Source organism: Bradyrhizobium sp. G127, assembly GCF_021502575.1.
Classification (GTDB): domain Bacteria; phylum Pseudomonadota; class Alphaproteobacteria; order Rhizobiales; family Xanthobacteraceae; genus Afipia.
In genome coordinates, this window is sequence record NZ_JAKFGN010000001.1 from 1,743,709 (window position 1) to 1,769,546 (window position 25,838).

Annotated in this window: 23 protein-coding genes; 11 read left to right on the top strand and 12 right to left on the bottom strand. The window is 61.7% G+C overall.

Annotated elements, in window-relative coordinates; all coding sequences use genetic code 11:
* Position 1 precedes the first annotated feature (1 nt).
* From hmgA to fahA, 3 genes are read left to right on the top strand one after another with little or no spacing between them, the layout of a single operon-like run.
* Positions 2-1,348, top strand: a complete 1,347-nt coding sequence (gene hmgA / locus LVY71_RS08320) for a homogentisate 1,2-dioxygenase (RefSeq protein ID WP_235099324.1) — start codon at positions 2-4, stop codon at positions 1,346-1,348.
* A gap of 11 nt (positions 1,349-1,359) precedes the next feature.
* Complete coding sequence (gene maiA, locus LVY71_RS08325; RefSeq protein WP_235099325.1) at positions 1,360-1,998, top strand: maleylacetoacetate isomerase; 639 nt, start codon at positions 1,360-1,362, stop codon at positions 1,996-1,998.
* A gap of 18 nt (positions 1,999-2,016) precedes the next feature.
* Positions 2,017-3,288: a fumarylacetoacetase gene (fahA, locus tag LVY71_RS08330; RefSeq protein ID WP_235100059.1), complete on the top strand. Its 1,272-nt coding sequence runs from the start codon at positions 2,017-2,019 to the stop codon at positions 3,286-3,288.
* Here the strand turns inward: fahA and LVY71_RS08335 are convergent.
* Positions 3,285-3,761 carry an Lrp/AsnC family transcriptional regulator gene (locus LVY71_RS08335; protein WP_235099326.1) on the bottom strand — a complete coding sequence of 159 codons (477 nt, stop codon included), beginning with the start codon at positions 3,759-3,761 and terminating at the stop codon, positions 3,285-3,287. The genes fahA and LVY71_RS08335 overlap by 4 nt on opposite strands.
* A gap of 129 nt (positions 3,762-3,890) precedes the next feature.
* Here LVY71_RS08335 and hppD point away from each other — a divergent pair, with 129 nt between their 5' ends.
* A complete protein-coding gene (gene hppD, locus LVY71_RS08340; RefSeq protein ID WP_235099327.1) occupies positions 3,891-5,006 on the top strand; it encodes a 4-hydroxyphenylpyruvate dioxygenase in 1,116 nt (371 codons plus the stop codon).
* Between the two features lie 18 nt (positions 5,007-5,024).
* On the opposite strand, the gene LVY71_RS08345 is transcribed toward hppD, so the two are convergent.
* On the bottom strand, positions 5,025-5,915 hold the full coding sequence (locus LVY71_RS08345) for a DMT family transporter (RefSeq protein ID WP_235099328.1): 891 nt from the start codon (positions 5,913-5,915) through the stop codon (positions 5,025-5,027).
* A 193-nt stretch (positions 5,916-6,108) separates the two neighbouring features.
* Between LVY71_RS08345 and LVY71_RS08350 the strand changes: the two genes are divergently transcribed.
* Positions 6,109-7,239, top strand: a complete 1,131-nt coding sequence (locus LVY71_RS08350) for a M20/M25/M40 family metallo-hydrolase (RefSeq protein WP_235100060.1) — start codon at positions 6,109-6,111, stop codon at positions 7,237-7,239.
* 58 nt (positions 7,240-7,297) lie between these two features.
* The gene (locus tag LVY71_RS08355) at positions 7,298-8,467 is read left to right on the top strand and encodes a M20 aminoacylase family protein (RefSeq protein ID WP_235099329.1); all 1,170 of its coding nucleotides are present in this window, start codon (positions 7,298-7,300) and stop codon (positions 8,465-8,467) included.
* A gap of 4 nt (positions 8,468-8,471) precedes the next feature.
* On the opposite strand, the gene LVY71_RS08360 is transcribed toward LVY71_RS08355, so the two are convergent.
* A complete protein-coding gene (locus LVY71_RS08360; RefSeq protein WP_235099330.1) occupies positions 8,472-9,314 on the bottom strand; it encodes an alpha/beta hydrolase in 843 nt (280 codons plus the stop codon).
* An 83-nt stretch (positions 9,315-9,397) separates the two neighbouring features.
* Positions 9,398-10,612: an MFS transporter gene (locus tag LVY71_RS08365; RefSeq protein ID WP_235099331.1), complete on the bottom strand. Its 1,215-nt coding sequence runs from the start codon at positions 10,610-10,612 to the stop codon at positions 9,398-9,400.
* A gap of 226 nt (positions 10,613-10,838) precedes the next feature.
* Between LVY71_RS08365 and LVY71_RS08370 the strand changes: the two genes are divergently transcribed.
* Positions 10,839-11,234, top strand: a complete 396-nt coding sequence (locus LVY71_RS08370) for a carboxymuconolactone decarboxylase family protein (RefSeq protein ID WP_235099332.1) — start codon at positions 10,839-10,841, stop codon at positions 11,232-11,234.
* A gap of 90 nt (positions 11,235-11,324) precedes the next feature.
* Here LVY71_RS08370 and LVY71_RS08375 read toward each other — a convergent pair whose 3' ends face one another.
* The 5 genes from LVY71_RS08375 to LVY71_RS08395 all read right to left on the bottom strand — a co-directional run bounded on the left by LVY71_RS08375 (position 11,325) and on the right by LVY71_RS08395 (position 15,869).
* Entirely contained in the window at positions 11,325-12,032 is a 708-nt protein-coding gene (locus LVY71_RS08375; protein WP_235099333.1) for an ABC transporter ATP-binding protein, read from the bottom strand.
* Positions 12,019-12,762: an ABC transporter ATP-binding protein gene (locus tag LVY71_RS08380; RefSeq protein ID WP_235099334.1), complete on the bottom strand. Its 744-nt coding sequence runs from the start codon at positions 12,760-12,762 to the stop codon at positions 12,019-12,021. The genes LVY71_RS08375 and LVY71_RS08380 overlap by 14 nt, the downstream gene beginning before the upstream one ends.
* A complete protein-coding gene (locus tag LVY71_RS08385) occupies positions 12,759-13,688 on the bottom strand; it encodes a branched-chain amino acid ABC transporter permease (protein WP_235099335.1) in 930 nt (309 codons plus the stop codon). Before LVY71_RS08385 ends, LVY71_RS08380 begins: the two co-directional genes overlap by 4 nt.
* A 1-nt stretch (position 13,689) precedes the next feature.
* Positions 13,690-14,544 (bottom strand): branched-chain amino acid ABC transporter permease, encoded by an 855-nt coding sequence (locus LVY71_RS08390; RefSeq protein WP_235099336.1) that lies wholly within the window; start codon positions 14,542-14,544, stop codon positions 13,690-13,692.
* Positions 14,545-14,648: 104 nt separating this feature from the next.
* Positions 14,649-15,869 (bottom strand): ABC transporter substrate-binding protein, encoded by a 1,221-nt coding sequence (locus LVY71_RS08395; RefSeq protein ID WP_235099337.1) that lies wholly within the window; start codon positions 15,867-15,869, stop codon positions 14,649-14,651.
* Between LVY71_RS08395 and LVY71_RS08400 the strand changes: the two genes are divergently transcribed.
* Positions 15,868-16,170, top strand: coding sequence for a hypothetical protein (locus LVY71_RS08400; protein ID WP_235099338.1), 303 nt, complete (start codon positions 15,868-15,870; stop codon positions 16,168-16,170). The genes LVY71_RS08395 and LVY71_RS08400 overlap by 2 nt on opposite strands.
* Positions 16,171-16,221: 51 nt before the next feature.
* On the opposite strand, the gene LVY71_RS08405 is transcribed toward LVY71_RS08400, so the two are convergent.
* Positions 16,222-17,628, bottom strand: coding sequence for an aminotransferase-like domain-containing protein (locus LVY71_RS08405; protein ID WP_235099339.1), 1,407 nt, complete (start codon positions 17,626-17,628; stop codon positions 16,222-16,224).
* A 121-nt stretch (positions 17,629-17,749) separates the two neighbouring features.
* On the opposite strand from LVY71_RS08405, the gene LVY71_RS08410 reads away from it, so the two are divergent.
* The 3 genes from LVY71_RS08410 to LVY71_RS08420 all read left to right on the top strand — a co-directional run bounded on the left by LVY71_RS08410 (position 17,750) and on the right by LVY71_RS08420 (position 21,433).
* On the top strand, positions 17,750-19,033 hold the full coding sequence (locus LVY71_RS08410; protein ID WP_235099340.1) for a hydroxymethylglutaryl-CoA reductase, degradative: 1,284 nt from the start codon (positions 17,750-17,752) through the stop codon (positions 19,031-19,033).
* A gap of 57 nt (positions 19,034-19,090) precedes the next feature.
* Positions 19,091-20,311 carry an ABC transporter substrate-binding protein gene (locus tag LVY71_RS08415; protein ID WP_235099341.1) on the top strand — a complete coding sequence of 407 codons (1,221 nt, stop codon included), beginning with the start codon at positions 19,091-19,093 and terminating at the stop codon, positions 20,309-20,311.
* A gap of 348 nt (positions 20,312-20,659) precedes the next feature.
* The gene (locus tag LVY71_RS08420; RefSeq protein WP_235099342.1) at positions 20,660-21,433 is read left to right on the top strand and encodes a ferredoxin--NADP reductase; all 774 of its coding nucleotides are present in this window, start codon (positions 20,660-20,662) and stop codon (positions 21,431-21,433) included.
* 15 nt (positions 21,434-21,448) lie between these two features.
* On the opposite strand, the gene LVY71_RS08425 is transcribed toward LVY71_RS08420, so the two are convergent.
* Both LVY71_RS08425 and LVY71_RS08430 read right to left on the bottom strand, forming a co-directional pair.
* Positions 21,449-22,372 carry a response regulator transcription factor gene (locus LVY71_RS08425; RefSeq protein WP_235099343.1) on the bottom strand — a complete coding sequence of 308 codons (924 nt, stop codon included), beginning with the start codon at positions 22,370-22,372 and terminating at the stop codon, positions 21,449-21,451.
* Complete coding sequence (locus tag LVY71_RS08430) at positions 22,362-25,748, bottom strand: hybrid sensor histidine kinase/response regulator (protein ID WP_235099344.1); 3,387 nt, start codon at positions 25,746-25,748, stop codon at positions 22,362-22,364. The genes LVY71_RS08425 and LVY71_RS08430 overlap by 11 nt, the downstream gene beginning before the upstream one ends.
* Positions 25,749-25,838: the final 90 nt, after the last annotated feature.

Below are 25,838 nucleotides of genomic sequence, written 5' to 3' on the forward strand. Positions count from 1 at the left end.
CATGAATATCAACACCGCTCCTGGACTCATCAATCGCAACAGCGTCAACATCACGCCGGGCTACATGTCCGGCTTCGGCAACAGCTTCGAGACCGAGGCCTTGCCCGGCGCGCTGCCGATCGGGCGCAACTCACCGCAGAACTGCGCCTATGGGCTTTATGCCGAACAACTGTCCGGATCTCCGTTCACCGCGCCGCGGGGCACCAATGAGCGCTCGTGGCTCTATCGCATTCGTCCGTCGGTGAAGCATTCCGGCCGCTTCGCCAAGGTGGACATGAAATACTGGCGCACCGCGCCGTGCCACGAACACGACATGCCGATCGCGCAACTGCGCTGGGACCCGCTGCCGCTGCCGAAGGAAGACCAGACTTTCCTTCAGGGCGTCTACACCATGACCACGGCGGGCGATGCCAACACCCAGGCCGGCATGGCGGCGCATATCTATCTGATTACCAAATCGATGGTGGATCAGAACTTCTACAATGCCGATGGCGAACTGATGTTCGTGCCGCAGCAAGGCAACTTGCGCCTCGTCACCGAGTTCGGCGTGATCGACATCGAGCCGGGTGAACTCGCCGTCATCCCGCGCGGCGTCAAGTTCCGCGTCGAGCTTACGAACGGCCCGGCGCGCGGCTATCTCTGCGAGAACTACGGCGGCGCCTTCACGCTGCCGGAGCGCGGACCGATCGGCGCGAACTGTCTGGCCAATTCGCGCGATTTCCTGACGCCGGTGGCGGCCTATGAGGATAAGGAGACCCCGACCGAGATTTACGTCAAGTGGGGCGGATCGATGTTCGCGACCACGCTGCCGTATTCGCCCATCGACGTGGTGGCGTGGCACGGCAATTACGCGCCATATAAATATGACTTGCGGGCGTTCTCGCCGGTCGGCGCGATCGGTTTCGATCATCCCGATCCATCGATCTTCACCGTTCTGACCTCGCCGTCGGAAACCGCGGGCACCGCCAATATCGACTTCGTGATTTTCCCCGAGCGCTGGATGGTGGCGGAAAATACCTTCCGTCCGCCGTGGTATCACATGAACATCATGTCGGAGTTCATGGGACTGATTTATGGCGTCTACGACGCCAAGCCGCAGGGCTTCGTGCCGGGCGGTGTCAGCCTGCACAACATGATGCTGCCGCATGGGCCGGATCGCGAGGCGTTCGATCATGCCAGCAACGGCGAACTGAAGCCGGTGAAACTCACCGGCACCATGGCCTTCATGTTCGAGACGCGCTTTCCGCAGCGCGTGACCGAGTATGCCGCGACAACGAGCACGTTGCAGGACGATTATGCCGATTGCTGGCAAGGGCTGGAGCGCCGCTTCGACCCGTCGAAGCCTTAAAACAGTTTCGCATGAGCGAACCTGTTCTCTATGGCTACTTCCGCTCCACCGCGGCCTATCGCGTGCGCATCGCGCTCAATCTGAAAGGTTTGAGCGCGGAGCATCGCTTCGTGCACCTGCGCAAGGGTGAGCAGACGCAGGACGCCTATCGCAAGATCAATCCGGCGGGCCTCGTCCCATACTGGATCGACGACGATCTCGAACTGGCGCAGTCGATCGCCATCATCGAATATCTCGACGAGACTCATCCGAAGCCGCCGCTGCTCCCGGCGGACCCGAAAGGGCGGGCGATATCCCGCGAGATCGCGCTGGTGGTCGCCAGTGACATTCATCCGATCGGCAATTTGCGGGTGTTAAACAGGTTGATCGACATGAAGGTCGATGAAGCGACCCGCGCGGCCTGGTCGAAGCACTGGATCGAAACCGGCTTCGAGGCCATCGAGGCGCGGCTGGCGCATCTGCCGGGGCCGTTCGCGCTGGGCAATCAGCCGACGCTGGCGGACATCTGCATCGTGCCGCAGGTGTTCAACGCGCGCCGTTTCGGCGTGAACCTCACACCTTATAAGCGTATCGTCGGCATCGATGCGGCGGCTTCGAAGCTCGACGCCTTCGCCGCCGCGGAGCCGGGCCGCCAGCCTGACGCGGAATAACGATACTGGATGGACACCATGCACCCGAACGATCCGAAGCTGCGCTCCTTTATTGATGTCGATCCGTCATCGGATTTTCCGATCCAGAATCTGCCCTATGGCGTGTTCTTCACGCCGGAACCGCCGGACCTGCGCGTCGGCGTCGCCATCGGTGATTTCGTGCTCGATCTGGCGGTGCTGGAAGCGGCGGGCCTTATCCGGTTCGAGAACGCCAGTGGTGTCTTCGCCAGGCCGTCGCTGAACGCCTTCATGGCGCTCGGTCCGAAAGTCTGGAGCAAGACGCGCGCGCGGATCAGCGAACTGCTGCGCCACGATCATCCGGAATTCCGCGACAACAGGGAGTTGCGCAATCGCGCGCTGGTGGCGCAGGACTTCGCGCAGATGCACATGCCAATCGAGGTCCAGGGTTTCACCGATTTCTATTCGTCGAAGGAGCATGCCACCAACGTCGGCATCATGTTCCGCGGCAAGGACAATGCCTTGATGCCGAACTGGCTGTCGATTCCGATCGGCTATAACGGCCGCGCATCGACCGTTGTGGTCAGCGGCACGCCGATCCGCCGCCCGCGCGGGCAACTCAAGCCGCCGACAGCGGACCAGCCGAGCTTCGGCCCCTGCAAGCGGCTGGATTTCGAACTCGAGATGGGTGTTGTGATCGGGCAGGCGTCCGCCATGGGCGAGATGCTGACCGAGCAACAGGCCGAGGAGATGATCTTCGGCTTCACGCTGCTGAACGACTGGAGCGCGCGAGATATTCAGGCGTGGGAATATGTCCCGCTCGGCCCGTTTCAGGCCAAGGCGTTCGGCACCTCGATCAGCCCGTGGGTCGTGACGCGCGAGGCGCTGGAGCCGTTCCGTGTCCATGGCCCGGTGCAGGACCCGGTGCCGCTGCCTTATCTGCAGCAGAAGGGCGCGAACAATTACGACCTGCAACTCTCCGTCGATCTCAAGGCCGAGAAGATGGCGAAGCCGAATACGATCAGCCGCACCAACTTCAAGTACATGTACTGGTCCTCGGTGCAGCAGCTTGTGCATCATGCTTCATCGGGCTGCGCGATGAACGTCGGCGACCTTCTCGGCTCGGGCACCATCAGCGGCGCTGAGAAGAGCGAACGCGGCAGCATGCTGGAGCTGAGCTGGGGTGGAGCGGAGCCGCTTGATCTCGGAAACGGAGTGCAACGCTCGTTTCTTGAAGACGGCGATTCGCTGACCATGCGCGGCTGGTGTCAGGGCGATGGGTATCGCATCGGCTTTGGCGAGGTTGAAGGAACGATCTTGCCGGCTCTTTAAGTCCCGAGCTTCTTCAGCGGCAGCTTGCGGGTCGCCTTCAGCCGGTCGAGCACGATGGACGAGCGCACATGCGCCACGCTTTCGTGCGGCATCAGGACGTTGTTGACGATGTCGGACAGGCTCTTGAGATCGCTCAGCACAACCTTGAGCAGATAGTCTGCGTCACCCGTCAGAGAGTAAGCTTCCTGGATCTCGTCGACCCGCCGCATCAGGTCGCGAAAGCGCTTCGCGTTGTTGGGCGAGTGCGTTGCCAGCGTGATCTGGATGAAAGCCAGCACGTGAAAGCCGAGCGCGTCGCTTGCGAGGTCGGCGTGATAGCCGGCAATGATCTTCTCGTCCTCCAGCCGCGTTCGCCGCCGCGAGCATTGCGACGCCGACAGGCCTGCCAGATCGGCCAGTTGCTGGTTGGTCAGGCGGCCGTCGTCCTGCAATGCGGCCAGAATCTTGAGGTCGAACCCGTCCAGCGAAGTCATGCGCAGAATCCATCATTTATGCATGAAACATGCACGATCATGCCATATCTGACCCGATTATACATGCCTGTTGCACAAAAAGCGGCGCACAATATTTTTGAAGATCAGAAAATCGCCAGGGAGACTGTTATGGGTCCGTTTCCGCACGATGCGCCGGCCGCCGTTATTTCCGAACAGAACCCGATGGGCACCGACGGCTTCGAGTTCGTTGAATATGCCCATCCCGAGCCCGAGAAACTTCACGCGCTGTTCCGCCTGATGGGTTTCACTGCGGTCGCCCGCCACAAGACCAAGGCGATCACGGTGTATCGTCAGGGTGATGTGAACTATCTCGTCAACGAACAGCCCGGTACCCATGGCACCGATTTCGTCGCGGCGCATGGACCCTGCGCGCCGTCGATGGCGTTCCGGGTGGTCGATGCGAAGCGGGCCTATGAGCGCGCGCTGGCGCTCGGCGCGGAGGAGACTTCAGAGCGCAAGACGCTGGACGTTCCCGCGATCAAGGGCATCGGCGGCAGCCTGCTGTATTTCGTCGATCGCTACGGTGCGAAGGGGTCGGCCTACGACGGCGAGTTCGAATGGCTCGGCGCCAAGAACCCGCAGCCTGAAGGCGCGGGATTGTTCTATCTCGATCATCTCACCCATAACGTGCATCGCGGCCGGATGGATGTGTGGACCGGGTTCTACGAGCGGCTGTTCAATTTCCGCCAGATCAGGTTCTTCGATATCGAAGGCCGCGCATCCGGCCTGTTCTCGCGCGCGCTGACCAGTCCGGACGGAAAGATCCGGATTCCGATCAACGAGGACGCGGGCGATTCCGGACAGATCGAGGAATATCTCAACATCTATCGCGGCGAGGGCATCCAGCACATCGCCTGCGGCGTGAAGGATATCTATCGCACCATCGAGAAGCTGCGCGCCGATGGCCTGCCGTTCATGCCGTCGCCGCCGGAGACCTATTTCGAGAAGATCGAGGCGCGGCTGCCGAAGCATGGCGAGGATGTCGCGCGCTTGCAGAAGAACGGCATCCTGATCGACGGCGAGGGCGTGGTGGACGGCGGCCACACCAAGGTGCTGTTGCAGATCTTCTCGGCCAACGCGATCGGCCCGATCTTCTTCGAATTCATCCAGCGCAAGGGTGACGACGGCTTCGGCGAGGGCAACTTCAAGGCGCTGTTCGAATCCATCGAGGAAGATCAGATCCGCCGCGGGGTGCTGAGCGTGAACAGCAAGAGCGCGGCCTGAGCCGAGCTGCTTGTGCCGTTATGTTGCGGCGCGTGCCGGTGCTGCTGACCGCTTCAGGTTCAGCAGGTTTCCGGTAAGGATCAGCGCCGCGCCGACCACGGTCGCGGCGTCGAGACGCTCGGAATAAATCAGCCAGCCGACCATGGCGCTGAGCGGCACCCGGAGGAAGTCCATCGGCACGACCACGGTTGCATCCGCATAGCGCATCGCCTGCGTGAAGCAGTAGTGCGAGTAGGTTCCGGAAAACGCGATCACGAAAATCCACGGCCAGATATGCGCCGACGGCCAGTGCCAGGAATACAGCGCCGGGATCAGTCCGATCGCGGACTGGATAGTGAGCATCCAGAAGATAATGACAACGGCGGAGTCGGTGCGGGTGAGCGATTTCACCAGCACGATGCCGACGCCGAAACCGACCGCGGCCATGACCATGATCAACTGACCGGGACTGATCTGCGCCGCGCCCGGCTGCACGATGATGATGACGCCCACTAGCCCGAGCACGATCGCGAGAATTTTCCAGAGATTGAGGCGCTCGCCGAGGAAACTTACCGCGAGCAGCGCGGTCCAGATCGGCATGGTGAACTCGATGGCCACCACCTGCGCCAGCGGGATCAGCGTCAGCGCAACGAACCAGCCATATTGCGCGGCATAGTGAAAGACATTGCGGCAGATATGGGTGAAGGGGCGTGAGGTCTTCATGCCCGCAAGACCGCCGTTGATGTGAATCAACGGATACAGCATGAACAGGCCGATCACTGACCGCATTTCCATGATCTGGAAAACATTCAGTTCGCGGGTTACTTCGCGTCCCGCCACCAGCAGGATCAGCATCGCCGCAAGCCAGCCGGCCATCCAGCCGGCGGCCTTCATATTGGAGGGAGGTACGGCAACACTCGGTGAGGTCACATGCGGGCTCGTGTTGCAGTGCAAATCAACATTGCGCGTCCTCGGGAGGGGACCGCCTGAATACGCAATCTGCTTTTTCTGCGCAACTGCATGAAACGGAACGCCTGATCCCTTCTGTTTGCATCTTGAATCGTTCGCCGAACCTGCAACGATCAGCAACCAAGAAAAGCAAATCAAAGGGAATAACGCCTTGATTGATCCTGCTTCGCTTCCGTTCGACACCGAGACCATGCTGGCCGGCCTGCGCCCCTGGGTGGAATGCGAAAGCCCGACCTGGGATGCCGAGGCCGTCAACCGCATGCTCGAACTCGCGGCGCGCGATATGGCGATCGCCGGGGCTTCCATCGAATATATCGCCGGCCGGCAGGGCTTCGGCGGGTGCATCCGGGCCCGGTTTCCGCATCCGAAGCAGGGCCAGCCGGGCATCCTGATCGCCGGACATATGGACACCGTGCATCCCGTCGGCACATTGCAGAAGCTGCCGTGGCGGCGCGAGGGCGGCAAGTGTTACGGCCCGGGCATTCTCGACATGAAGGGCGGCAACTATGCCTCGCTGGAAGCGATCCGGCAGTTGCAGACAGCATCGGTGGCGACGCCGCTGCCGGTGACGGTTTTGTTCACACCGGACGAAGAGGTCGGCACGCCGAGCACGCGCGACATCATCGAGGCCGAAGCCGCGCGTAACAAATATGTGCTGGTGCCGGAACCGGCATTCAGGAATGCGGGCGTTACTACCGGCCGCTACGCCATCGCGCGGTTCAATCTGGAGGCCGCCGGCAAGCCCAGCCATGCCGGTGCCGCGCTGGCCTCCGGACGATCGGCGATCCGCGAAATGGCGAAGCAGATTATCGCCATCGACGGCATGACGAGTGAGGACTGCACCTTCAGCGTCGGCGTGGTTCACGGCGGGCAGTGGGTGAACTGCGTGGCATCGAACTGCCGCGGCGAGGCGCTCAGCATGGCGAAGCGTCAGTCGGATCTCGATCGGGGTGTGGAGCGGATGCTCGCGCTGTCGGGCACCAGCAACGATGTGACGTTCACGGTCACGCGTGGCGTCACGCGGCCGGTGTGGGAGCCGAACGCGGGAACCATGGCCCTCTATGAAAAGGCGCGCGCCGTCGGAAAGCAGCTTGGCCTTGATTTGATTCACGGCAGTTCGGGGGGCGGCTCGGACGGGAACTTCACCGGCGCCATGGGGCTGCCGACGCTGGACGGTCTCGGCCTGCGCGGTGCGGACTATCACACGCTGAACGAGCACATCGAAATCGATAGTCTTGTCGAGCGGGGACAACTGATGGCGGGACTGTTGGCCAGCCTGCAATGATTTGCCAGGATGGCGCGGCGTCATGCGTCACTGGCTTTTGGAACCGGGATAACACACGATGCCGAACATCGAACTGATCGAGAGCTATACCGACGAACTGATCGCCATCCGCCGCGATCTTCATGCGCATCCGGAGATCGGTTTTGAGGAGCATCGGACGTCGGGCATTGTGGCCGACAAGCTGGCGCAATGGGGTATCGAGGTGCATCGCGGTCTCGGCGGCACCGGCGTCGTGGGCCTGCTGAAGGGCAGGGGCGACGGCAAGATGCGCATCGGCCTGCGCGCTGACATGGACGCGCTGCCGATGGAGGAAAACACCAACCTGAGCTGGCGCTCGACCATTCCCGGCCGTTTCCACGGCTGCGGCCATGACGGTCACACCACGATCCTGCTAGGCACCGCGCGCTATCTTGCCGAAACGCGCAATTTCGACGGCACGGTGGCTTTCATTTTTCAGCCTGCCGAAGAAGGGCTGGGCGGCGCGCGGGCCATGATCAAGGATGGTCTGTTCAAGACATTCCCGATGGATGAAGTGTACGGGCTGCATAACGCGCCTCAGCTTGATCCCGGCCAGGTCGTGATGTTTCCTGGTCCGGCCATGGCCGGTGCCGACTTCTTCGACATCACCATCACCGGCTACGGCAGTCATGGCGCGATGCCGGAACATTCCCGCGACGCCATTGTGATTGCGATGACGCTGGGGCAGGCGTTGCAGACCATCGTCAGCCGCAATATCGATCCGCTTCAATCCGCCGTGCTGTCCATCACGCAAATTCACGCAGGCTCCGCGTACAATGTCATTCCCGGCGAGGCCAGGCTCGCGGGCACCGTGCGAGCCTTCTCGGACAAGATCCGTGAGCAGGTCCGCGATCGCATGCGCACCATCGCGGCGGGGATTGCGGCGGCATTCCAGGTCGAGATCAAGGTCGAGATCCGCGACATCTTTTCCGTGCTCTCAAATCATGAGGAACAGTCCGGGTTCGTTGTGGACGTGGCTCGCGACGTGGTCGGCAGCGACAATGTGATTACCCAGGCGACACCCAAAATGGGCAGCGAGGATTTCGCCGATATGCTGCTGGCAGTGCCGGGCGCCTATTTCTGGCTCGGCCACGAAGGGTCGGTTCCGCTGCACAATCCGGGCTTCATTCTTGACGATGGAATTCTTCCGGTCGGCGCCAGCCTGTTTTCGCGCATCATCGAGACCCGAATGCCGCTCGCGGCGGGGTAACGCGTCAGCGCGCGAGAAGCTGCCGAACCAGCGTCGTCAGCCTGCCGGACGGCGCGGCCAGTTCATCCATCATGGTGAAATGGTTTGCCCCGGGAATTTCTTCGTAGACCACGGGCAGTCCATACATCGCGCGGTGAGCTGCGAAGCCGGCGGACTGCTCGCGCAACAAAGGCAGCTCGCCGCTTCCGGCTACGACCACGAGGGGCTTGTTCACGCCGCCTTGCTGCTTCACCGGCGAGTTGCGATGGCTCATGGCCTCATCGAGGCCGAGCTTGGCGTTCAGGTAGCTGTGGCGGATCAGCTCCAGATTGTAGACGCCGCTGATGAGAAGTCCGGCCTTGATGCGCGGATGCCCCAACACCATCGACGACAGATGGCCGCCGGCCGACCAGCCTGAAACCACGATCTGGTCCGGATCGCCGCCGAGCGCTGGCAGATCGCGCGCGAGATAGTCGATGGCGGCGCGGACTTCGTCCACGATGTCGTCGAGCGTGGCGTCTGGCGCGAGCGTATAGCCAATGAGGGCGACGTTGATGCCATGGGCCATTGGGCCTGCGGCGCAGAACGTAAAATTCTCCTTCGCGCGGGTCTGCCAGTAGCCGCCGTGAATGAACACCAGCGTCGGGCCACCGTTGACTGTCTTGAGCAGGTCGATGCGGTTGCGCTCGCGCGGCCCGTAACGAAGGTCGATATGTTGCGGATAGCGGGCGCGCATCTCGGCGGAGAGCTTGTCCCAGTTGGCGACAATGGCCGCGGTTTCGGGCACTGCAAGGCTGTTGTTCAATCCGAGATCAAGCTCTTCTTGCGTCAGCTTGCGCCAATCCGGTGCATCGACAGGCGCGCTCATGACTCAGACTCCGGACAGGATTTGCGAAGGGCGGATGCCGCAATGATTGCAATTGAAGGCGGGCAGCGCAAGCCGCACGGCAATCATTCCCGCAGCGCCCGAACCGCAAGAAACGGGATCATGCCGAGGATCACGTTGACCAACGAGAACAGCAGCAGCGCATCGTATCCGCCGGTGAAATCGTGGATGAGGCCGCCGCTCCACGAGCCCGCTGCCGCGCCCAGTCCGCTGCCGATGGAGATCGTTCCAAATATCGTGCCGACGCGCTCGCCGCGAAAAATCTTGAGGGCGGTAGCCGTTATCAGCGGGCCGCGCGACCCCATCATGCTGCCGAAGCACAGCACGAATGCGGTCAGCAGCCACACGTTCGGATAGTAGCGCAGCAGCCAGAGCAGGCCGATGCCGATAATCGAGAGGGCATAACTGAACAATATGGAGCGCCGCCGGCCGATTCGGCCGTCCAGCCACGTGACGGAGAACATTCCGAACACGAGCACGACACCGCTGAAACCCCACGCGGCCGCCGCCTGCAGCGGCGGAAATCCCGCATCGACCAGATAGGCGACGATTTGCGCCGAGATTGAGAACATTCCGACGGCGGTGAAAAAGAACGTGGAGAACAAGGCCCAGAAGGCGTGGTGGCGCATGGCGCTGAGCAGTGTCCAACCTTCGTCAATGACGTCGGCAGCGGCAGATTTGGCTAGCGTCACCGATCCGGCCGAGAACCGTTTCCACGGCAGTATCAGCAACGGCACCAGCAGGATCAGGGCTATCCCGCAGAAAATCTGATACGCGCCGCGCCAGCCGAATCGGTCGATCAACACTTGCGACAGCGGCAGCACGAGCAGGACGCCGGCACCCATGGCCGAATAGATCGCCGCCATGGCGGTCGGCAGTTTCGGGCCGAACCAGCGGCCGAGCAGGATCGAGTTCGGCACATTGCCGATGCAGGCCGCGCCGAGACCGACGCACAATCCGAGGCTGATCTGGAATTGCCAGAGCTTTTGCGCGTAGGTGGCAGCCAGAAATGCGCCGCCCAGCAGCGCAAGTCCGAGCGAATAGACCGCGCGGGGGCCTGAATGGTCAAACAGGCGTCCGATGATCGGCGCGGCGATTCCGGTGGCCAGCGCCGCCGTCGAATAGATGGAGATGACCTCGGCCCGGTCCCAGCCGAAACTCTGCGAGATGGGCAGCAGGAAAACCGTGAAACTTTCGCCCAGCCCGCGGCCGACCACCGACAGGGCGAAGCACAGCGCCAGCACATAAAGCGCGGTCTGCACCGGCTTCGTGGTCGTCATTGGGAGCTTTTACGGGAATCGAGGTCCATGACGATCATGAAACCCATTTCCGCGGCGAGGAGCAGGGCCAATTTGCGAATGCATCCATGCGATTGCAGGGACCATCCCATGTTGCAATGCCCCGGCAATCCGTGCTGACCGGCAGAACCGGCGATTGTCGGACCGGCCCCGAGCCGCTAAGGCTGATACAGTTACCCGTCATCAATCGAAGTGCCTGGAGAGCGTCATGAGTGGTGAAAGCGAACAATTCAAGAAGGGTCTGGCCGTCCGTCGCGACGTGCTGGGCAAGGACTATGTGGACAACAGCATCGCCAAGGCCGACGATTTCATGATGGCGTTCCAGAACATCACCACCGAATGGTGCTGGGGCTATGCCTGGACGCGACCGGGCCTCGACCGCAAGACCCGCAGCCTGCTCAACCTCGCCATGCTGACGGCGCTGAAAGCGCCGAACGAGATCAAGCTCCACGTCAAGGGCGCGCTGGCCAACGGCGTGACCGTCGACGAGATCAAGGAAGTTCTGCTGCACGCCACGGTTTACAGCGGCATTCCTGCGGGCCTCGAGGCCTTCAAGGCCGCGCACGAGGTGCTGAAGGCTGAAGGCGCGCTGGACAAGAAATAAACGCCGCTTCTTCACCTCTCCCCGCAGGCGGGGAGAGGGAGCGCATCGCGCATGTGGGCTAGGGTTTCGCGTTTTAAAGCCGTGAAAACTTTACACCCCGAGATAGACCTGCTGGATATACTTGTCGCTCGCGATCTCTTTCGCCGTCCCCTCGCGGATGGTACGGCCGTGTTCGAGCACATAGACCCGGTCGGTAATCTTCAGCGTTGAGGTCGCATCCTGCTCGACGATCAGGATCGCGGTGCCGTCCTTCCTGATCTGCTGGATCGAATCGAAGATCAGGCCCTTGAGCCGCGGCGCGATGCCGACGGACGGCTCATCGAGCAACAGCAGTTCGGGGCGGCCCATCAGCGCGCGGCCGATCGCCACCATCTGCTGTTCGCCGCCCGACAAAGTGCTCGACTGCTGCCACTGCCGTTCGCGCAGCACCGGAAACAGCGTGAAGACGCGCTCGAGATCGGCATTGATCTCGGCCTTGTTGCTGCGCAGGTAAGCGCCGAGCTGAAGATTCTTCAGCACCGACAGTTCCGAGAACAGCTTGCGGCCCTCGGGGCAATGGCAGATGCCGCGCGCCACAACGTCATAGGGCGCGACGCCGTCCAGCGACTGGTCTTTGAATTTCAGCGTACCCTGGGAGCCGATGGACCGGGAGATCGCTTTCAGCAGCGTGGTCTTGCCCGCGCCGTTGGGGCCGAGCACGCCGACCAGTTCGCCTTTCTCGACCTTGATCGAAACCGACTCGATGGCAAGCGCCTTGCCGTAGCTGACGCGCAGGTCCGAGACTTCAAGCAGAGGCATGAGCGTCCTCCGTCTTGCCGATATAGGCCTCGATCACTTTCGGATTCTTGACGATCTCTTCGGGCGGGCCGACGGCGATGATCTCGCCGAAGTTCATCGCGATGACGCGCGACACCAGCGCCATGAACTCGCGCAGCTTGTGTTCGATCAGCAGAATGGTCAGGTTTTCCTCGCGATGCAGCCGTTTGATGAGTTGCGCCAGCGGTTCGATCTCGCTTGAGCCCAGGCCTGCGAACGGCTCATCGAGCAGCAGCAGGTCGGGGCGCGTTGCCAGCGCGCGGGCGATTTCGAGCCGCCGCAGATCGCCGTAGGGAAGGGTTTCCACCGGCTCGGAGCCGCGTCCACCAAGGCCAACCTGATCGAGCAGGTGCCGCGCCCGCTCTTCCTTGTCCTTGTCGCCATGCGCGCGCGGCGACATGCAGGCGACGAGGACATTCTCCAGCAAGTTCATACCTACGAACGGGCGGCAAAGTTGGAAGGTGCGGGCCATGCCGCGGTTCACGATCTTGTAGGGCGCGAGACCGTGCAGCGCTTCGCCATTGAAGGTGATTGTGCCCGACGTGGGCGCCATGAACCCGGTCAGCAGGTTGAACAGCGTGGTCTTGCCCGCGCCGTTCGGACCGAGGATGCCGGTCAGCTCGCCCTTCTGCAGGGTGAAGGTCGCGCCCTTGACGGCGGTGAGGCCGCCGAAGCGCTTGGTGACGTCATTGACTTCAAGAAGCGCGGTCATCGGAAGCGCTCCGTCAGCCGGCGCCAGAGCGGCGCGATCATGCCGTTCGGCAGGAAGAACAGGATCAGCATCAGGGTCAGCGTGTAGATCCACAGCCGGTATTCGCCAAAGCCGCGCAGCATCTCCGTGAGCAGCGTGAGCAGGATGGCGGCGACGGCCGCGCCGTAGATCGATCCGATGCCACCGACATAGCACATGATGATGACAGTGATCGACACCACGACCGAGAACAGCGGCGGACTGACCTGAAGCTGGTAGTGCGCGTAGAGCGCGCCGCCGAGTCCCGCGAAGGCCGCGCTGATCGCCAGCGATGCGATCTTGTAGAACGTGACGTTAATGCCCGCGGCCTGACAGGTCGCCTCATCGCCGCGAATGGCGCGCAGCAGCAGACCCCAGTGCGATTGCGCCAGCAGCGTCAGTACGATCACGGTGACCACCAGGATCGCAAGCACGAACCAGTAATATTGCAGTGGGTTCTTCATCAGCGGTTCGAGGCCGTAAAGGCCTTCCTCGCCGCCGGTGTATTCCCAGAAGATCAGGCACAGGCGTTGCAGGATCGCCGACGCCGACAGCATCGCCAGCGCGAAGTAGGGACCGCGCAGGCGCAATGTCGGGAAGCCGACGATCAGGCTGAACGCTACCGCAATCACGACGGCGGCGGGCAGGCTGTACCATGGGTTGGCGAACCAGATCGTCGCGAGGAATCCCGCCGTGTAGGCGCCCGCGCCGATGAACAGCGAGTGGCCGAAGTTTTCGCGGCCGGTCAGGCCCGACATGAAATCCCAGCTCGACGCCCAGATGCCATAGATGGCGCAGACCGTGAGCACGCCGGTGAGATAGTTGCTTGCCGCGAACATCGGCGCGAGCGCCAGCCCGGCAACCACCACGATCCCGCCGGCAATATCGATCAATGAGATGCGCCGCATGTCAGAACGCCGCCCGCCGGCCGAGAATCCCGGACGGCCTGATCATGAGGGTGATGACGACCGCGACCAGAGACACCAGTTCGGTCCACGATGTTGAAATCAGATAGGCCACGATGGTCTCTGAATAGCCGAGGATCAGCGAGGCGATGATGCTGCCGGGGATCGAGCCCAGTCCGCCGACGATGACGATGGCGAACGCCTTCACCATCGGCAGCAGGCCCATGGTCGGCTGTACGGTCAGGAACGGCGACACCAGCACGCCGGCCAGTGCGGCGGTGCCCGCCGAGATCGCCATCACGATGGAAAAGATGCGGTTGGTCGGAATGCCCATGTACTGCGCGGCTTCCGGGTCCTGCGACACCGCGAGGATGGCCGCTCCCAGTCGTGTGCGCTGAATGAACAACCACAGCACCAGCAGCACCAGCACGCCCATCACCAGCGCCAGCAGCCGCTGGCCACCAATGTCGACGCCGCCGATCGACAGCTTGTCGGCGACGAAGGAGGGCACGTTGCGATATTCGGAGCCGAAGGTAATGAACAGCGCCTGTTCGACGGCAAGCGATACGGCCAGCGTGATCATCAGCACGGCGAGCTGCGACGCCCGCAGCGGCCGCACCAGAAACCGTTCCATCAGGACGCCAAATCCGGCGACGATCAGAACGGCAAGGGGGGCTGCGATAAAGAGCGGAAAGCTGAGGAGCGACGTCAGCACGTAGGCGGCATAAGCGCCGAGTGCATAGAAAGCGCCATGAGCCAGATTGAGAATTCGGGCGACACCGAAGATGAGCGTGAAGCCCACCGCGAGCATCGCGTAGATCGCGCTGGAAACCGCGCCGTAGATCAGGATTTGGAGCATAACCGCCTGCTTTTTTTCTTATGCGTAAGGTGAAGGCGGAGCCTCCGGGACTTGCGGCCGGTAAGGTTGTTACCGGCCGCCGTTCTCACGACGTAAGGAGCAGTTCAGTTCATCCAGGGCGGCGGGATCATTTTCCCCGTCTCGGACGCCTTCGGCCATACGACGATGCGCGCGCCGTCCTTCTGCCACTGCGCGAACAGCAGGTTCTGCAAGCCCGGTCCCTGCTTCACATCATGAACCTCGTCGAACTGGATCTTGCCGGCGATGCCGACATAGTCGGTCTTCTCGAGTTCCTTGATCACCGCATTCGGTTCGACCGAGTTGGCGCGTTTCACGGCTTCTGCGTAGACGTAGATCGCGTCGTAAGCGCCGACGCCGGTGTAGACCGGTGCGGTGCCGAAGCGTTTGACGAACTCATCCCAGAACGGGATCGTCTTCGGCGTCAGCGGAGCGCGGGTCGCGAACAGACCGACGGTTTCCGACAGCGCCTTGCCGCTCACGCGGGTAAAGAAGTCCGCGTCTTGGCTCTTCACATCGATGCCGCCGATCGGAATCGGCACCTGCGCGTCATGCCACTGCTTGACGAAGATGTCCGACGAGGCGTGCGACAGGATCACGATCAGGTATTGCGCGCCGCTCGCCTTGACCTTCGCGAACAGCGGCGAGAAGTCGGAGGTCGAGGTGTCGAAGAACTCGGCCATCGGCACCTCGGTGCCGCCCTCGACCGCGCCCTTCTTCAGGATCGGAACGAGATCCTGCACCCACTTGGCGTTCTCGCCGACGATAGCGACCTTCTTCAGGCCCATCTCGCCCTTGAGCTTGCCGTTGATGAAGTCAACCAGCGCGCGAGCCTGATGGCCGGCATGGATCGGCGATACGCGGAAGATGTATTTGTAGTTTTCGTAGTCACCCTTCACCTTCGCGGTGATCGCAGGCGAGGCCGCGCCGACGCCGAGATAAATCGTCTTGGCATTGGAAATGTGCGGCAACTGGGCCAGCGTCACGCCGCTGGTATAGCCGCCGATCAGCACGTCGACTTTTTCGTCGGCGGTAAGCTTCTTGATTGCTGCAATGCCCTGTTCGGGATTTTCGGTTTCGTCCGCTGCCACCATCTCAAGCTTGCGGCCGACAAGGCCGCCTTTGCTGTTGATGTCCTCGATCGCCATCTTGATGGCGTTCTGGGTGTCGCGTCCGACCTGAAGCTGGATCGAGGTCGGAACGCCGATCTTGATGGGACCTTGCTGGGCGGTTGCCGGAGCCGTTGAGAGGAGCGCCCCGGCGCTGAGAATACTCGCGGATGCGAGGACGCTGAGAAATGACTTCATGACGTTTCTCCCTGATGCATTCGAATTCGTGTTCGATGCCTTTTTATTTGCGCGCACAGACTGCTGGCCGGACTACACCGAGTCAAGCAAAGATCGGATGATTGCAGCCGCGGCTTCCACATACGCAAACCGATCAGGAAAGCGGGAGGCCTGCCTGATCGGCGTTAATGTTGCAGCGCCGAAAAATCCGGGAATCCGAGTGTTCCAGTGTTTGAAACGGATCGCGCGTGATCGGGGCGGGCTCATGCGCAGGAAAAATAATCCGGACACTGACTGCGTTTTGTTTGCGCAGATGGTTTGACATTTTGTCGCAACTGGTTGATCTGCCGCCGTCGGCTTCCGGCGTCAGCAACTAGCGTGCACAATATTCCGCCATGAATGCCGCGAAGCGCGGATCGCCGACATGCGCGATGTTGATCCTCATCGCAGGCGGTGCCGGCATTGCATCGGGATTGAAGGCGGAGCCTGGCGCGAGAAGGATGCTGCGCTCGGCGGCGACACGTGAGAGTTGCGTGTCGTCGATATGATCCGGCAGCTTGCACCACATGTAAAATCCGCCGCGCGGCTGGCCGAACACCGGCAGACCCAGTCGCGACAGGCAGTCATAGGCCTGGCGGGCTGCGGCTTCGATGCGCCCGGTCAGCCGCTTGAGATGGCCGCGATAGCGCCCGCTGGTGATGAGATCGTAGATGATCTGTTCGACATAGCCGGAACTGTTGGCGCGGGTGATCATCTTGAGGTCGGCGAGTTGTCCGGTGGTATCGGTGTTGGCCGCGATATATCCCGACCGGAGACTGGCGGAGAGGGTCTTCGCAAAGGTGCCGACATAGATCACGCGGTCGAGCTGATCGAGTGCGGCGAGGCGAGGGCTGGTGTTCGACAGCACGTCGGCGAACGGATCGGAATCGACAATTCGCAGATTGTGTTCGGTGGCGGTGCGCAGCAGACGATAGGCGACCGGCAGCGTGATCGAGCAGCCGGTCGGATTGTGCGCCAGCGATTGCGTGAAGAACATGCGCGCGCCGGTGCTGGCGGCCTTGGCGGCGAGATCGTCCGGATCGGGTCCGTCTTCGGTGCGCCGTACGCCGATCAGACGCGCCTTGGCCAGCCGCAGCTTTCCGAATAGCGGATAGTAGCCGGGGCTGTCGACCAGGACAGGATCGCCGGGCTCGACGAACTGGCGGACGATCATGTCGAGCGCGTCGTTCGCGCCTTGCGTCAGCAGCACCTGAGTCGGCTCCGCGCCGATCGACCGCTCCGCCAGCAGTCCGGCAATGCGCTGGCGCAACGGCAACAGGCCGTAAGGACTGCCGTAGCTCTCAGGAAGATTGCGCTGTCCCGGTTTGCTCACCGGCCGCAGATAGGGGCCGACTTCTGAGCCTTCCATCCAGGCGGCCGGCGGACGGCCGTCGCCAATGCGCGCCTCATAGCGTTTTTCGAGTTGCTCGCGCAGCAGCCAGACGCTGTCGACTGCGCCGACCTTGGTCGGCTCGGTGGTTTCCGCGCGCTTGGGGCGATGATGCGAGACATAAAAGCCGGAGCCCGGCTTGCTCTCGATCTGACCCGAGGCCACCAGCCGGTCATAGGCATCGACGATCGTGTTCTTCGATGCCTTGAACATCTCCGATGCGCCGCGAATGGACGGCAGCCGCTCGCCGGGCCGGAGTGCTCCACGTTCGATCCGTCCGATAATTGAATCCACAATGGTTTCAACGCGTGATCGGGCGTGGCCTGCATTTGAGACTTCAACTGTACCCATGCCGCGAATGGTACGGACCTTCCTGAAATTGTGCAAAGCGTTCCTTGCAGTGTACCCACATCACCATACAGTTTGCGAAGCCGAAAATCCCCTCAAGAGGGCTTAAGGCTCGGAGACGCTCATGACTGGTGCCAGACACGGCGCGAACCGCAGTTCGCGGATCGCCGGATTCCATCGCAAATCGCCGGAAGAGCGGCTCGATCTCGTGGCCGCTTTTGCAGGTCTCGATCCCGAGACCGCGCGCCATTTGGCCGACATGGGCAACCTCGCGCCGCAGCTCGCGGACAAGATGATCGAGAACGTCATCGCCACGATGAACATCCCGATCGGCATCGCGACCAACGTGAAGGTCGATGGTGAGGACGTGCTAGTGCCGATGGCGACGGAAGAATCGTCGGTGGTCGCCGCCGTCTGCAATGCGGCGCGCCAGACCTACGATGCAGGTTTCACGACGTCGATCTCCGGCACGTTGATGATCGCGCAGGTGCAGGCCGTCGACGTGCCGGACCCACATGCGGCACGGCTTCGCCTGCTGGAGAAGCGCGAAGAGATCAAGGCCATCTGCGATGCCTGCGATCCGCTGCTGGTGAAACTTGGCGGCGGCTTCCGTGACGTCGAGGTGCGGATTCTCGATACGCTCGGCGGCACCATGGTCATCACTCATTTGATCGTCGACACGCGCGATGCGATGGGTGCCAACGCGGTCAACACCATGGCCGAGAAGATCGCGCCGCACATCGCGGCCTGGAGCGGCGGGCGGGTATTCCTGCGCATTCTCTCCAACCTCGCGGATCGGCGGCTGGCGCGCGCGCATGCGGTCTGGAAGCTCGACGCCATTGGCGGCGAAAGCGTCCGCGATGGCATCATCAGCGCCTATCAGTTCGCCGAGGCCGATCCGTATCGCGCAGCGACGCATAACAAAGGCATCATGAATGGCATCAGCGCTGTGGTGCTCGCGACCGGCAACGATACGCGCGCGGTCGAAGCGGGTGCCCATGCTTTTGCCGCACGCAGCGGGCGCTACAGCAGCCTGACGCGCTATGAGATCAACAAGGACGGAGATCTCTCGGGCTCCATCGAATTGCCGCTGGCCGTCGGTCTGATCGGTGGTGCCACGAAAATTCATCCGACCGCGCAGGCGTGCCTCAAGATTCTCGGCGTCACCACGGCTGAGCGGCTGGCGCGCATCATCGCCGCTGTCGGCCTCGCGCAGAATTTCTCGGCGCTGAAGGCGCTGGCGACGGTGGGTATCCAGTCTGGTCACATGGCGCTGCATGCGCAGAATATCGCGATCATGGCCGGCGCTGTCGGCGATGAGGTGGAAGTCGTCGCGAAAGTTCTGGTCGAGCGCAAGACGGTGCGGATCGATGTCGCGCAAGGCATTCTGGAGGATATTCGCCGCTAGACAAATTCCGGCGGCAGCGCCGGGCTATCCAAAACAAAAATCAACCGGGAGGATAAAATGTTCACGTCGAAGTCTGCTTTTCTGCTGAGTGCCGCAATGCTGCTGGCGCTCTTGGAGCCTGCGCGTGCGGAAATCGCCAATAACACCATCAAGCTCGGCGTTCTGACCGATCTGACAGGCATCGCGACGGATTCCACAGGCACGGGGTCGGTCGCGGCCGCGCGACTCGCTGTCGAGGACTTCAAGGCGGAGAAGCCGGGCATCAAGGTTGAGCTCATTCAGGCCGATCACCAGAACAAGGCCGACATTGGTGGCGCGCTGGCACGCCGCTGGATGGATATCGACAAGATCGATGCGATTCTCGACGTGCCGTTCTCGTCGGTTGCGCTGGCTGTCCAGGAAGCCACCCGTGGCTCGAAAACCGCCTTCATTGCATCGGGACCGGGATCGTCGCTGCTGACCGGCGAGAAGTGCTCGCCCAACACCGTTCACTGGACTTACGACACATGGGCGCTGGCGCATGGCACCGCGCTAGCCTTGTTGAAGGCTAAGAAGGACACTTGGTTCTTTGTCACGGCGGACTATGCGTTCGGCCATTCACTGGAAAAGGATGCATCCGATGTCGTGAAAGCGGAAAACGGAAAAATCCTCGGCAGCGTAAGGCATCCGCCCGGCGCGTCCGACTTTTCCTCGTTCCTTTTGCAGGCGCAGGCCAGCAAGGCCAAGATTGTCGCGCTCGCCAACGCGGTGGGCGACACCGTCAACTCCGTCAAGCAGGCGTCCGAATTCGGCATTCAGGCCGGGGGGCAGGAGCTTGCCGCGCTGCTGATGCAGGTGACCGACGTCAACGCCATCGGCCTTCAGGGCGCCAAGGGTCTTTATCTCACCGAAGGATTCTACTGGGACACCAACGACGGCACGCGCAAGTTCGCTGATCGCTTTACGTCCATCGTGGGTGGGGGACGGCGTCCGACGGCAATTCAGGCGGGTGTCTATGCCGGCACGCTGCATTACCTTCGCGCGGCTGCCGCCGCGAACACGACAGATGGGCAAACGGTGGTCGCCAAAATGAAGGAGATGCCGTCGAAGGATCCTCTGTTTGGCGAGGGAACGATCCGGGCGGACGGTCGCCACATCCACAACATGTATCTGTTTCAGGTGAAGACTCCGGCTGAATCCAAGGCACCGTGGGATTTCTACAAGCTGGTGGCGACGATCCCTGCGGCCGAGGCGTTCCGGCCGATCGCCGACGGCAACTGCGCGATGGTTAAGAAGTAGGGAGTCGACCCGTTCTGGCCCGGCGTGCCAGAATCCGGCTTCTGCCATCCCATTGTTTGATTGAGCATATTTTCCTCCCGCGGCCGGTCCAGCGGGAGGAAATTTCTCTCACGGAACATGATCTTGGAATGCATCGCCGGGCTTCGCGGCGAGCATGACGCAGTTGCGGTATCTAATTGACTGAAAAGACGTATTCGGCTATTTAGCGCCCGTCGTGAATGGTGCCAGTCTTCGCCCGCTTTCACGGGCAAATCAGCAGAGTTCATCGGCTAGCTAGAGCGCGCGAGGCATGAATGCCGGATTGCCGGCGGACCGCGCCGCCATGGATTGCGAGCGTGGATCAGGCCAATGAGCAATTTCAATCAGGAAACCGTGCTGAGCGTCCATCACTGGACCGACAATCTCTTCAGCTTCACGACCACACGTGACTCTTCATTCCGGTTTCGCAATGGCGAGTTCACCATGATCGGTCTCAAGGTGAACGAGAAGCCGCTGCTGCGCGCCTACAGTGTCGCCAGCGCGAACTACGAAGAGAACCTCGAGTTCTTCTCCATCAAGGTGCCGGACGGTCCGCTGACCTCGCGCCTCCAGCATCTCAAGGAAGGCGACCAGATCATCGTCAGCCGCAAGGCGACTGGCACATTGGTGATCGACAACCTGACCGATGGACGCAATCTCTATCTGATCGGGACGGGCACCGGTCTCGCGCCGTTTCTCAGCGTCATCAAAGACCCCGAAACCTACGAGCGTTTCGAGAAGGTCGTGCTGCTGCACGGCTGCCGCCACGTCAAGGAACTGGCGTATGGCGAGTTGATCACCGAGAAGCTCCCGCAGGACGAGATGATCGGCGACATGGTGCGCGCGCAGTTGATCTACTATCCGACCGTGACGCGCGACCCGTTCCGCAATCGCGGCCGTATCACCGATCTCATTACATCGGGCAAGCTGTTCTCCGACATCGCGCTGCCGGACCTCGACGCCAGCAAGGATCGCGTCATGATGTGCGGCAGCCCGGCGCTGCTTGCTGACACCAAGAAGCTGCTGCTCGATCGCGGCTTCGTCGAAGGCAATCACGGCGAGCCGGCTGACTTCGTCGTCGAGAAGGCGTTCGCCGAGCGCTGATAGTCTCCTTCGCGTCTACAACCGCTGGCGGCTCGCGTTGGTCGCTACGGCTGCCGCGGCGGTGCGGTTTTCGACCCCGAGTTTCGCGTAAATCTGCTCGAGATGCTTGTCGACCGTGCGCGGGCTGAGGCCGAGGATCTGCGCGATGTCGCGGTTCGTCTTGCCCTTGCTGAGCCAGGACAGCACTTCGCCTTCGCGGCTGGTGAGGCCGAGCTCCTTGCTGAACTCCGCAGGCGAATCCGAACTGGTGTCCCGCGCCAGCCGGAGCAGGAATTCATTCGCGCCGAGCCTGCCCATGTATTGCAGGCGCAGCTTTTCGTCTCGGAATGATGTCGCCGGCGGCGCTTTCGCTTCGGTATCGCCCTGATGCATCTGCTCGAGCCAGTCGAGCCACGGTTCCGGCAGTTCGAACTTTTCGCTGGTATTCTTGGCGCGATCTCGCGCCAGTTTTTCCGCCTGCGGCGTGGCCCAGATAATGCGCCCGCGATGATCGACCGCGAAGAGGTATCGTCCCGATACATCGAGCGCCGCGCGTGCGCTTTGCGTGAGGCGGGCATTCGCCAAGTGAACCTTGATGCGGGCCAGCATCTCCGCGATGACAATCGGCTTCGCGACATAGTCGACGCCGCCGGCTTCCAGTCCCCGCACGATATGCTCGGTTTCCGCCAGGCCCGTCATGAAGATGACCGGAACGCCCGCGAGCTTCGCCTCACGCTTTAGCCGGCGGCAGGTCTCGAAACCGTCCATCCCCGGCATCACCGCATCGAGCAGGATGATGTCCGGAACGATCTGTTCGCCGATCCGCAACGCCGATGCGCCGTCGAGTGCGACCATCACGGTCATGCCTGCGCCGTCCAGCGCGTCGGTCAGCATGCGCAGGGTTTCCGGCGAATCGTCGACGATGAGAACGGTGTCGCGTGATTTGGCTTCAGTGATCATGGCGCTGTACTGATTTCAGGGTTGCCATGTACTGCCCAAGATCGAATCGCTCCACCAATGATCGCATCTGAGAGACGAACGCTGCATGCTCCGGATGATCCTTGTCGATCTGGTCGAGTTTCACGTGTATGGCGGTGACATAGCCGATTTGTCCGAGATCGATCAACTCGTCGACATAGTGAACAGGCGGACGCGGGTCCGTGTTCAAATTCCATGTTGGGACAGGGATCTCCGCGTGTTGAATGGCGTCGCGCTCATATGACCATTCGATCTTGAGCAACTGGCCGACCAGTTCCAGCAGGCGCGGGACATCGATCGGCTTCATCAGATAGCCGTCATGAAAGGTCTGCGCGAGCGGTGCGCCGTGGGCTTCGAGTGCGCTGGCCGAAATCATCAGAATACGCGCATGATGATGGCCATTGGCGCGCAGCGTTTCCGCGACAGTCCAGCCATCGATGCCGGGCATCGAGATGTCCAGCAGGAACATGTCCGGCTGACAATGCTGCGCAAGGCTGAGACAGGCCGCGCCGTCAGGCGCACTCAGGATGATGAAGCCGAGCGGAGCCAGGATTTCGCGCAGCAGGTCGCGCTGGGTCGGATCGTCGTCGGTAATCAGAATCGTCTTGCGCGGGCCATGATAGCCGTAAATCGGCGCATTGATCGACCTGAGGCGGGTCGGATTGGTCACCTCGGACAGCAGCATTTTCACATAGAACGTGCTGCCCTGGCCGACGGTGCTGGTGACGCGAATGTCTCCGCCCATCACGCCGGCAAGCAGCTTGCTGATGGTGAGTCCCAAACCGGTGCCGGTCTGCGGCTGCGAAATGCCCAGCGCGCCGCGCTCGAAGGGCGCGAAGATACGTTCCAGATCGTCGGCATGAATGCCGGGGCCGGTATCGCGTACTTCGAATTCAGCGACGGGACTGCGGTAATGTACGATGAAATGAACACTGCCAGTTTGCGTGAACTTGATCGCGTTCGACAGAAGGTTGATGAGAATCTGCCGCAGCCGTTTCTCGTCCGCATAAACGACGGGGGGCAGGGTTTCCGGCCGCTGGAATACGAACTCGATATTCTTCGCCGCTGCCTGCAGCCGGAACATGCCGACGAGCTGATCGAGGAAGGCGTGGAGGCGCACTTCGTCCCGCGACAGATGCAGCCGTCCGGCCTCGATCTTGGAAATATCAAGCAGGCCGTCGATCAGACCAGAGAGATGGTCGGCGCTGCGGCGAACGACGCGGATCTGATCGCGCGGCTTCGGCAGAATGGTCGCGTCCTGTTCGAGCAATTGCGCGTAGCCGCTGATGGCATTGAGCGGGGAGCGCAGTTCGTGACTTAATCCCACCACGTACCGGCTCTTGGCGAGGTTGGCGGATTCGGCGACTTCCTTGGCGCGCTGCAACTCCATATCGGTCTGACGGTGCGCGTCGATTTCCTGCATCAGCAGCGTCGTCTGACGCCGCGTCTCCGCTTCGGCCGCCTGACGGCTTTGCCTCGCAAGCACGAACAGCCACGCCACCACGCCGATGATGATCGTCAACGCGAAAAACACTTTCCACAACACGTCGGACAATTGCACCTGATCGAATCTGATCGCAGTGGAGGTCTGGAGATAGATCAGGCCGAGCGTCAGGCCGACGAGGCCGGCCGACAGGGCAAAAACACCGAGATAGTGCCCGAGTTGCGAATTGATGCGGGTATAGATGAACTCGGGAAGGGTCTTGCCGAGAATGTCGGAGAATTGCGCCTGCACCCGCGCGTGCGGCTTGCAGAGGTCGTGGCAGCGAGCATCCAGCGAACAGCAGAGCGAACAGATCGGGCCCGCATAGGCCGGGCAGGAGGCCATGTCTTCCGGCTCGAAAGCATGTTCACAGATGCAGCACTTGATGGTTTCGAGATTCTGCCAGCTTCGCTTGGGCTTGCGCGCAATATAGTATTTTCCGCCGGTCGCCCAGGCGATTGCCGGCGCCGTCACGAAGGCCACGGTCAACGCCACGAACGGCGCGAGCGCCTTCGCCGTGATTCCGAAGAAGCCGTAGAAAGCGCTGATCGACACGATCGTCGCCACCGTCATCGCGCCGACCCCCACCGGATTGATGTCGTAGAGATGCGCTCGCTTGAACTCCATGTGCGGCGGACGCAGGCCGAGCGGCTTGTTGATGATGAGATCGGCCACCAGCGCGCCGACCCAGGCGATGGCGACATTGGAGTAAAGCGCGAGCGTCTGTTCGAGCGCCTTGTAGACGCCGATTTCCATCAGCAGCAGCGCGACCAGAACATTGAACACCAGCCACACCACGCGGCCGGGATGGCTATGCGTCAGCCGCGAGAAGAAGTTCGACCACGCGATTGATCCCGCATAGGCGTTGGTGACATTGATCTTGAGCTGAGAAAGGATGACGAAGGTGCCGGTCAGCGCCAGCGCCAGATCGGGTTGCGAGAGTACATAGCGGAACGCTTCGAGATACATGTGCGAAGGTTCGGCGGCGTATTCCGGGACGACGCCGTGCTTGATGGCGAAGAACGCGAGAAACGATCCAGCCAGCATCTTGATCGCGCCGGGAATGATCCAGCCGGGTCCAGCGCTGACCATCGCAATCCACCACGCGCGCTTCGAGGTGCGGCGGTCGCGCGGCAGGAATCGCAGAAAGTCGACCTGCTCGCCGATCTGGGCCACCAGCGCGAACACCACCGACGCGGCGGTCCCGAACAGCAGCAGGTCGAGATGCCCGTCCGGACTTCCGTGGTCTCCGGTGAAAGCCCGCCACTCCGCAAACGAGCCCGGACTTTTGATGGCGATGGCGACGAAGGGAAGGATATGGAGCAGGATCCAGAACGGCTGCGTCCAGAGCTGGAACCGGCTGATCAGCGTAATGCCGTGGGTGACAAGCGGGATGATGACGATCGCGCTGATGAGATACCCGATGGGGCGGGGCACGCCGAAACACAGTTCCAGCGCCATCGCCAGAATAACGGCTTCGATAGCGAAGAAAATGAATGTGAAGGAGGCGTAGATCAGCGACGTGATCGTGGAACCGATGTAGCCGAAGCCGGCGCCGCGCGTCAGCAGGTCGATGTCGACGCCATATCTGGCGGCATAGTAGGCAATCGGCAAACCGCAGCAGAAAATGATGACACTTACCACCAGAATCGCTGCGGTGGCGTTGGTGACGCCATAGTTCAGCGTAATGGTGCCGCCGATCGCTTCCAGCGCCAGAAATGAAATCGCGCCCAGCGCCGTGTTCGCCACCCGGGAAGCCGACCAGCGGCGTGCGCTTTTCGCAGTGAAGCGCAGCGCGTAGTCCTCAAGGGTCTGGTTGGCAACCCATTGATTATATTGGCGCCTGACCCGGTCTATTCGCTGCCGCCCGACCACTTTTTACTCCTGGGGCCCCGCCAATACCCTTTCCCGGAACCGCAGGGAAACCTACGTCGCGATTTTGCGATGCAGTATACGCGATCTTGC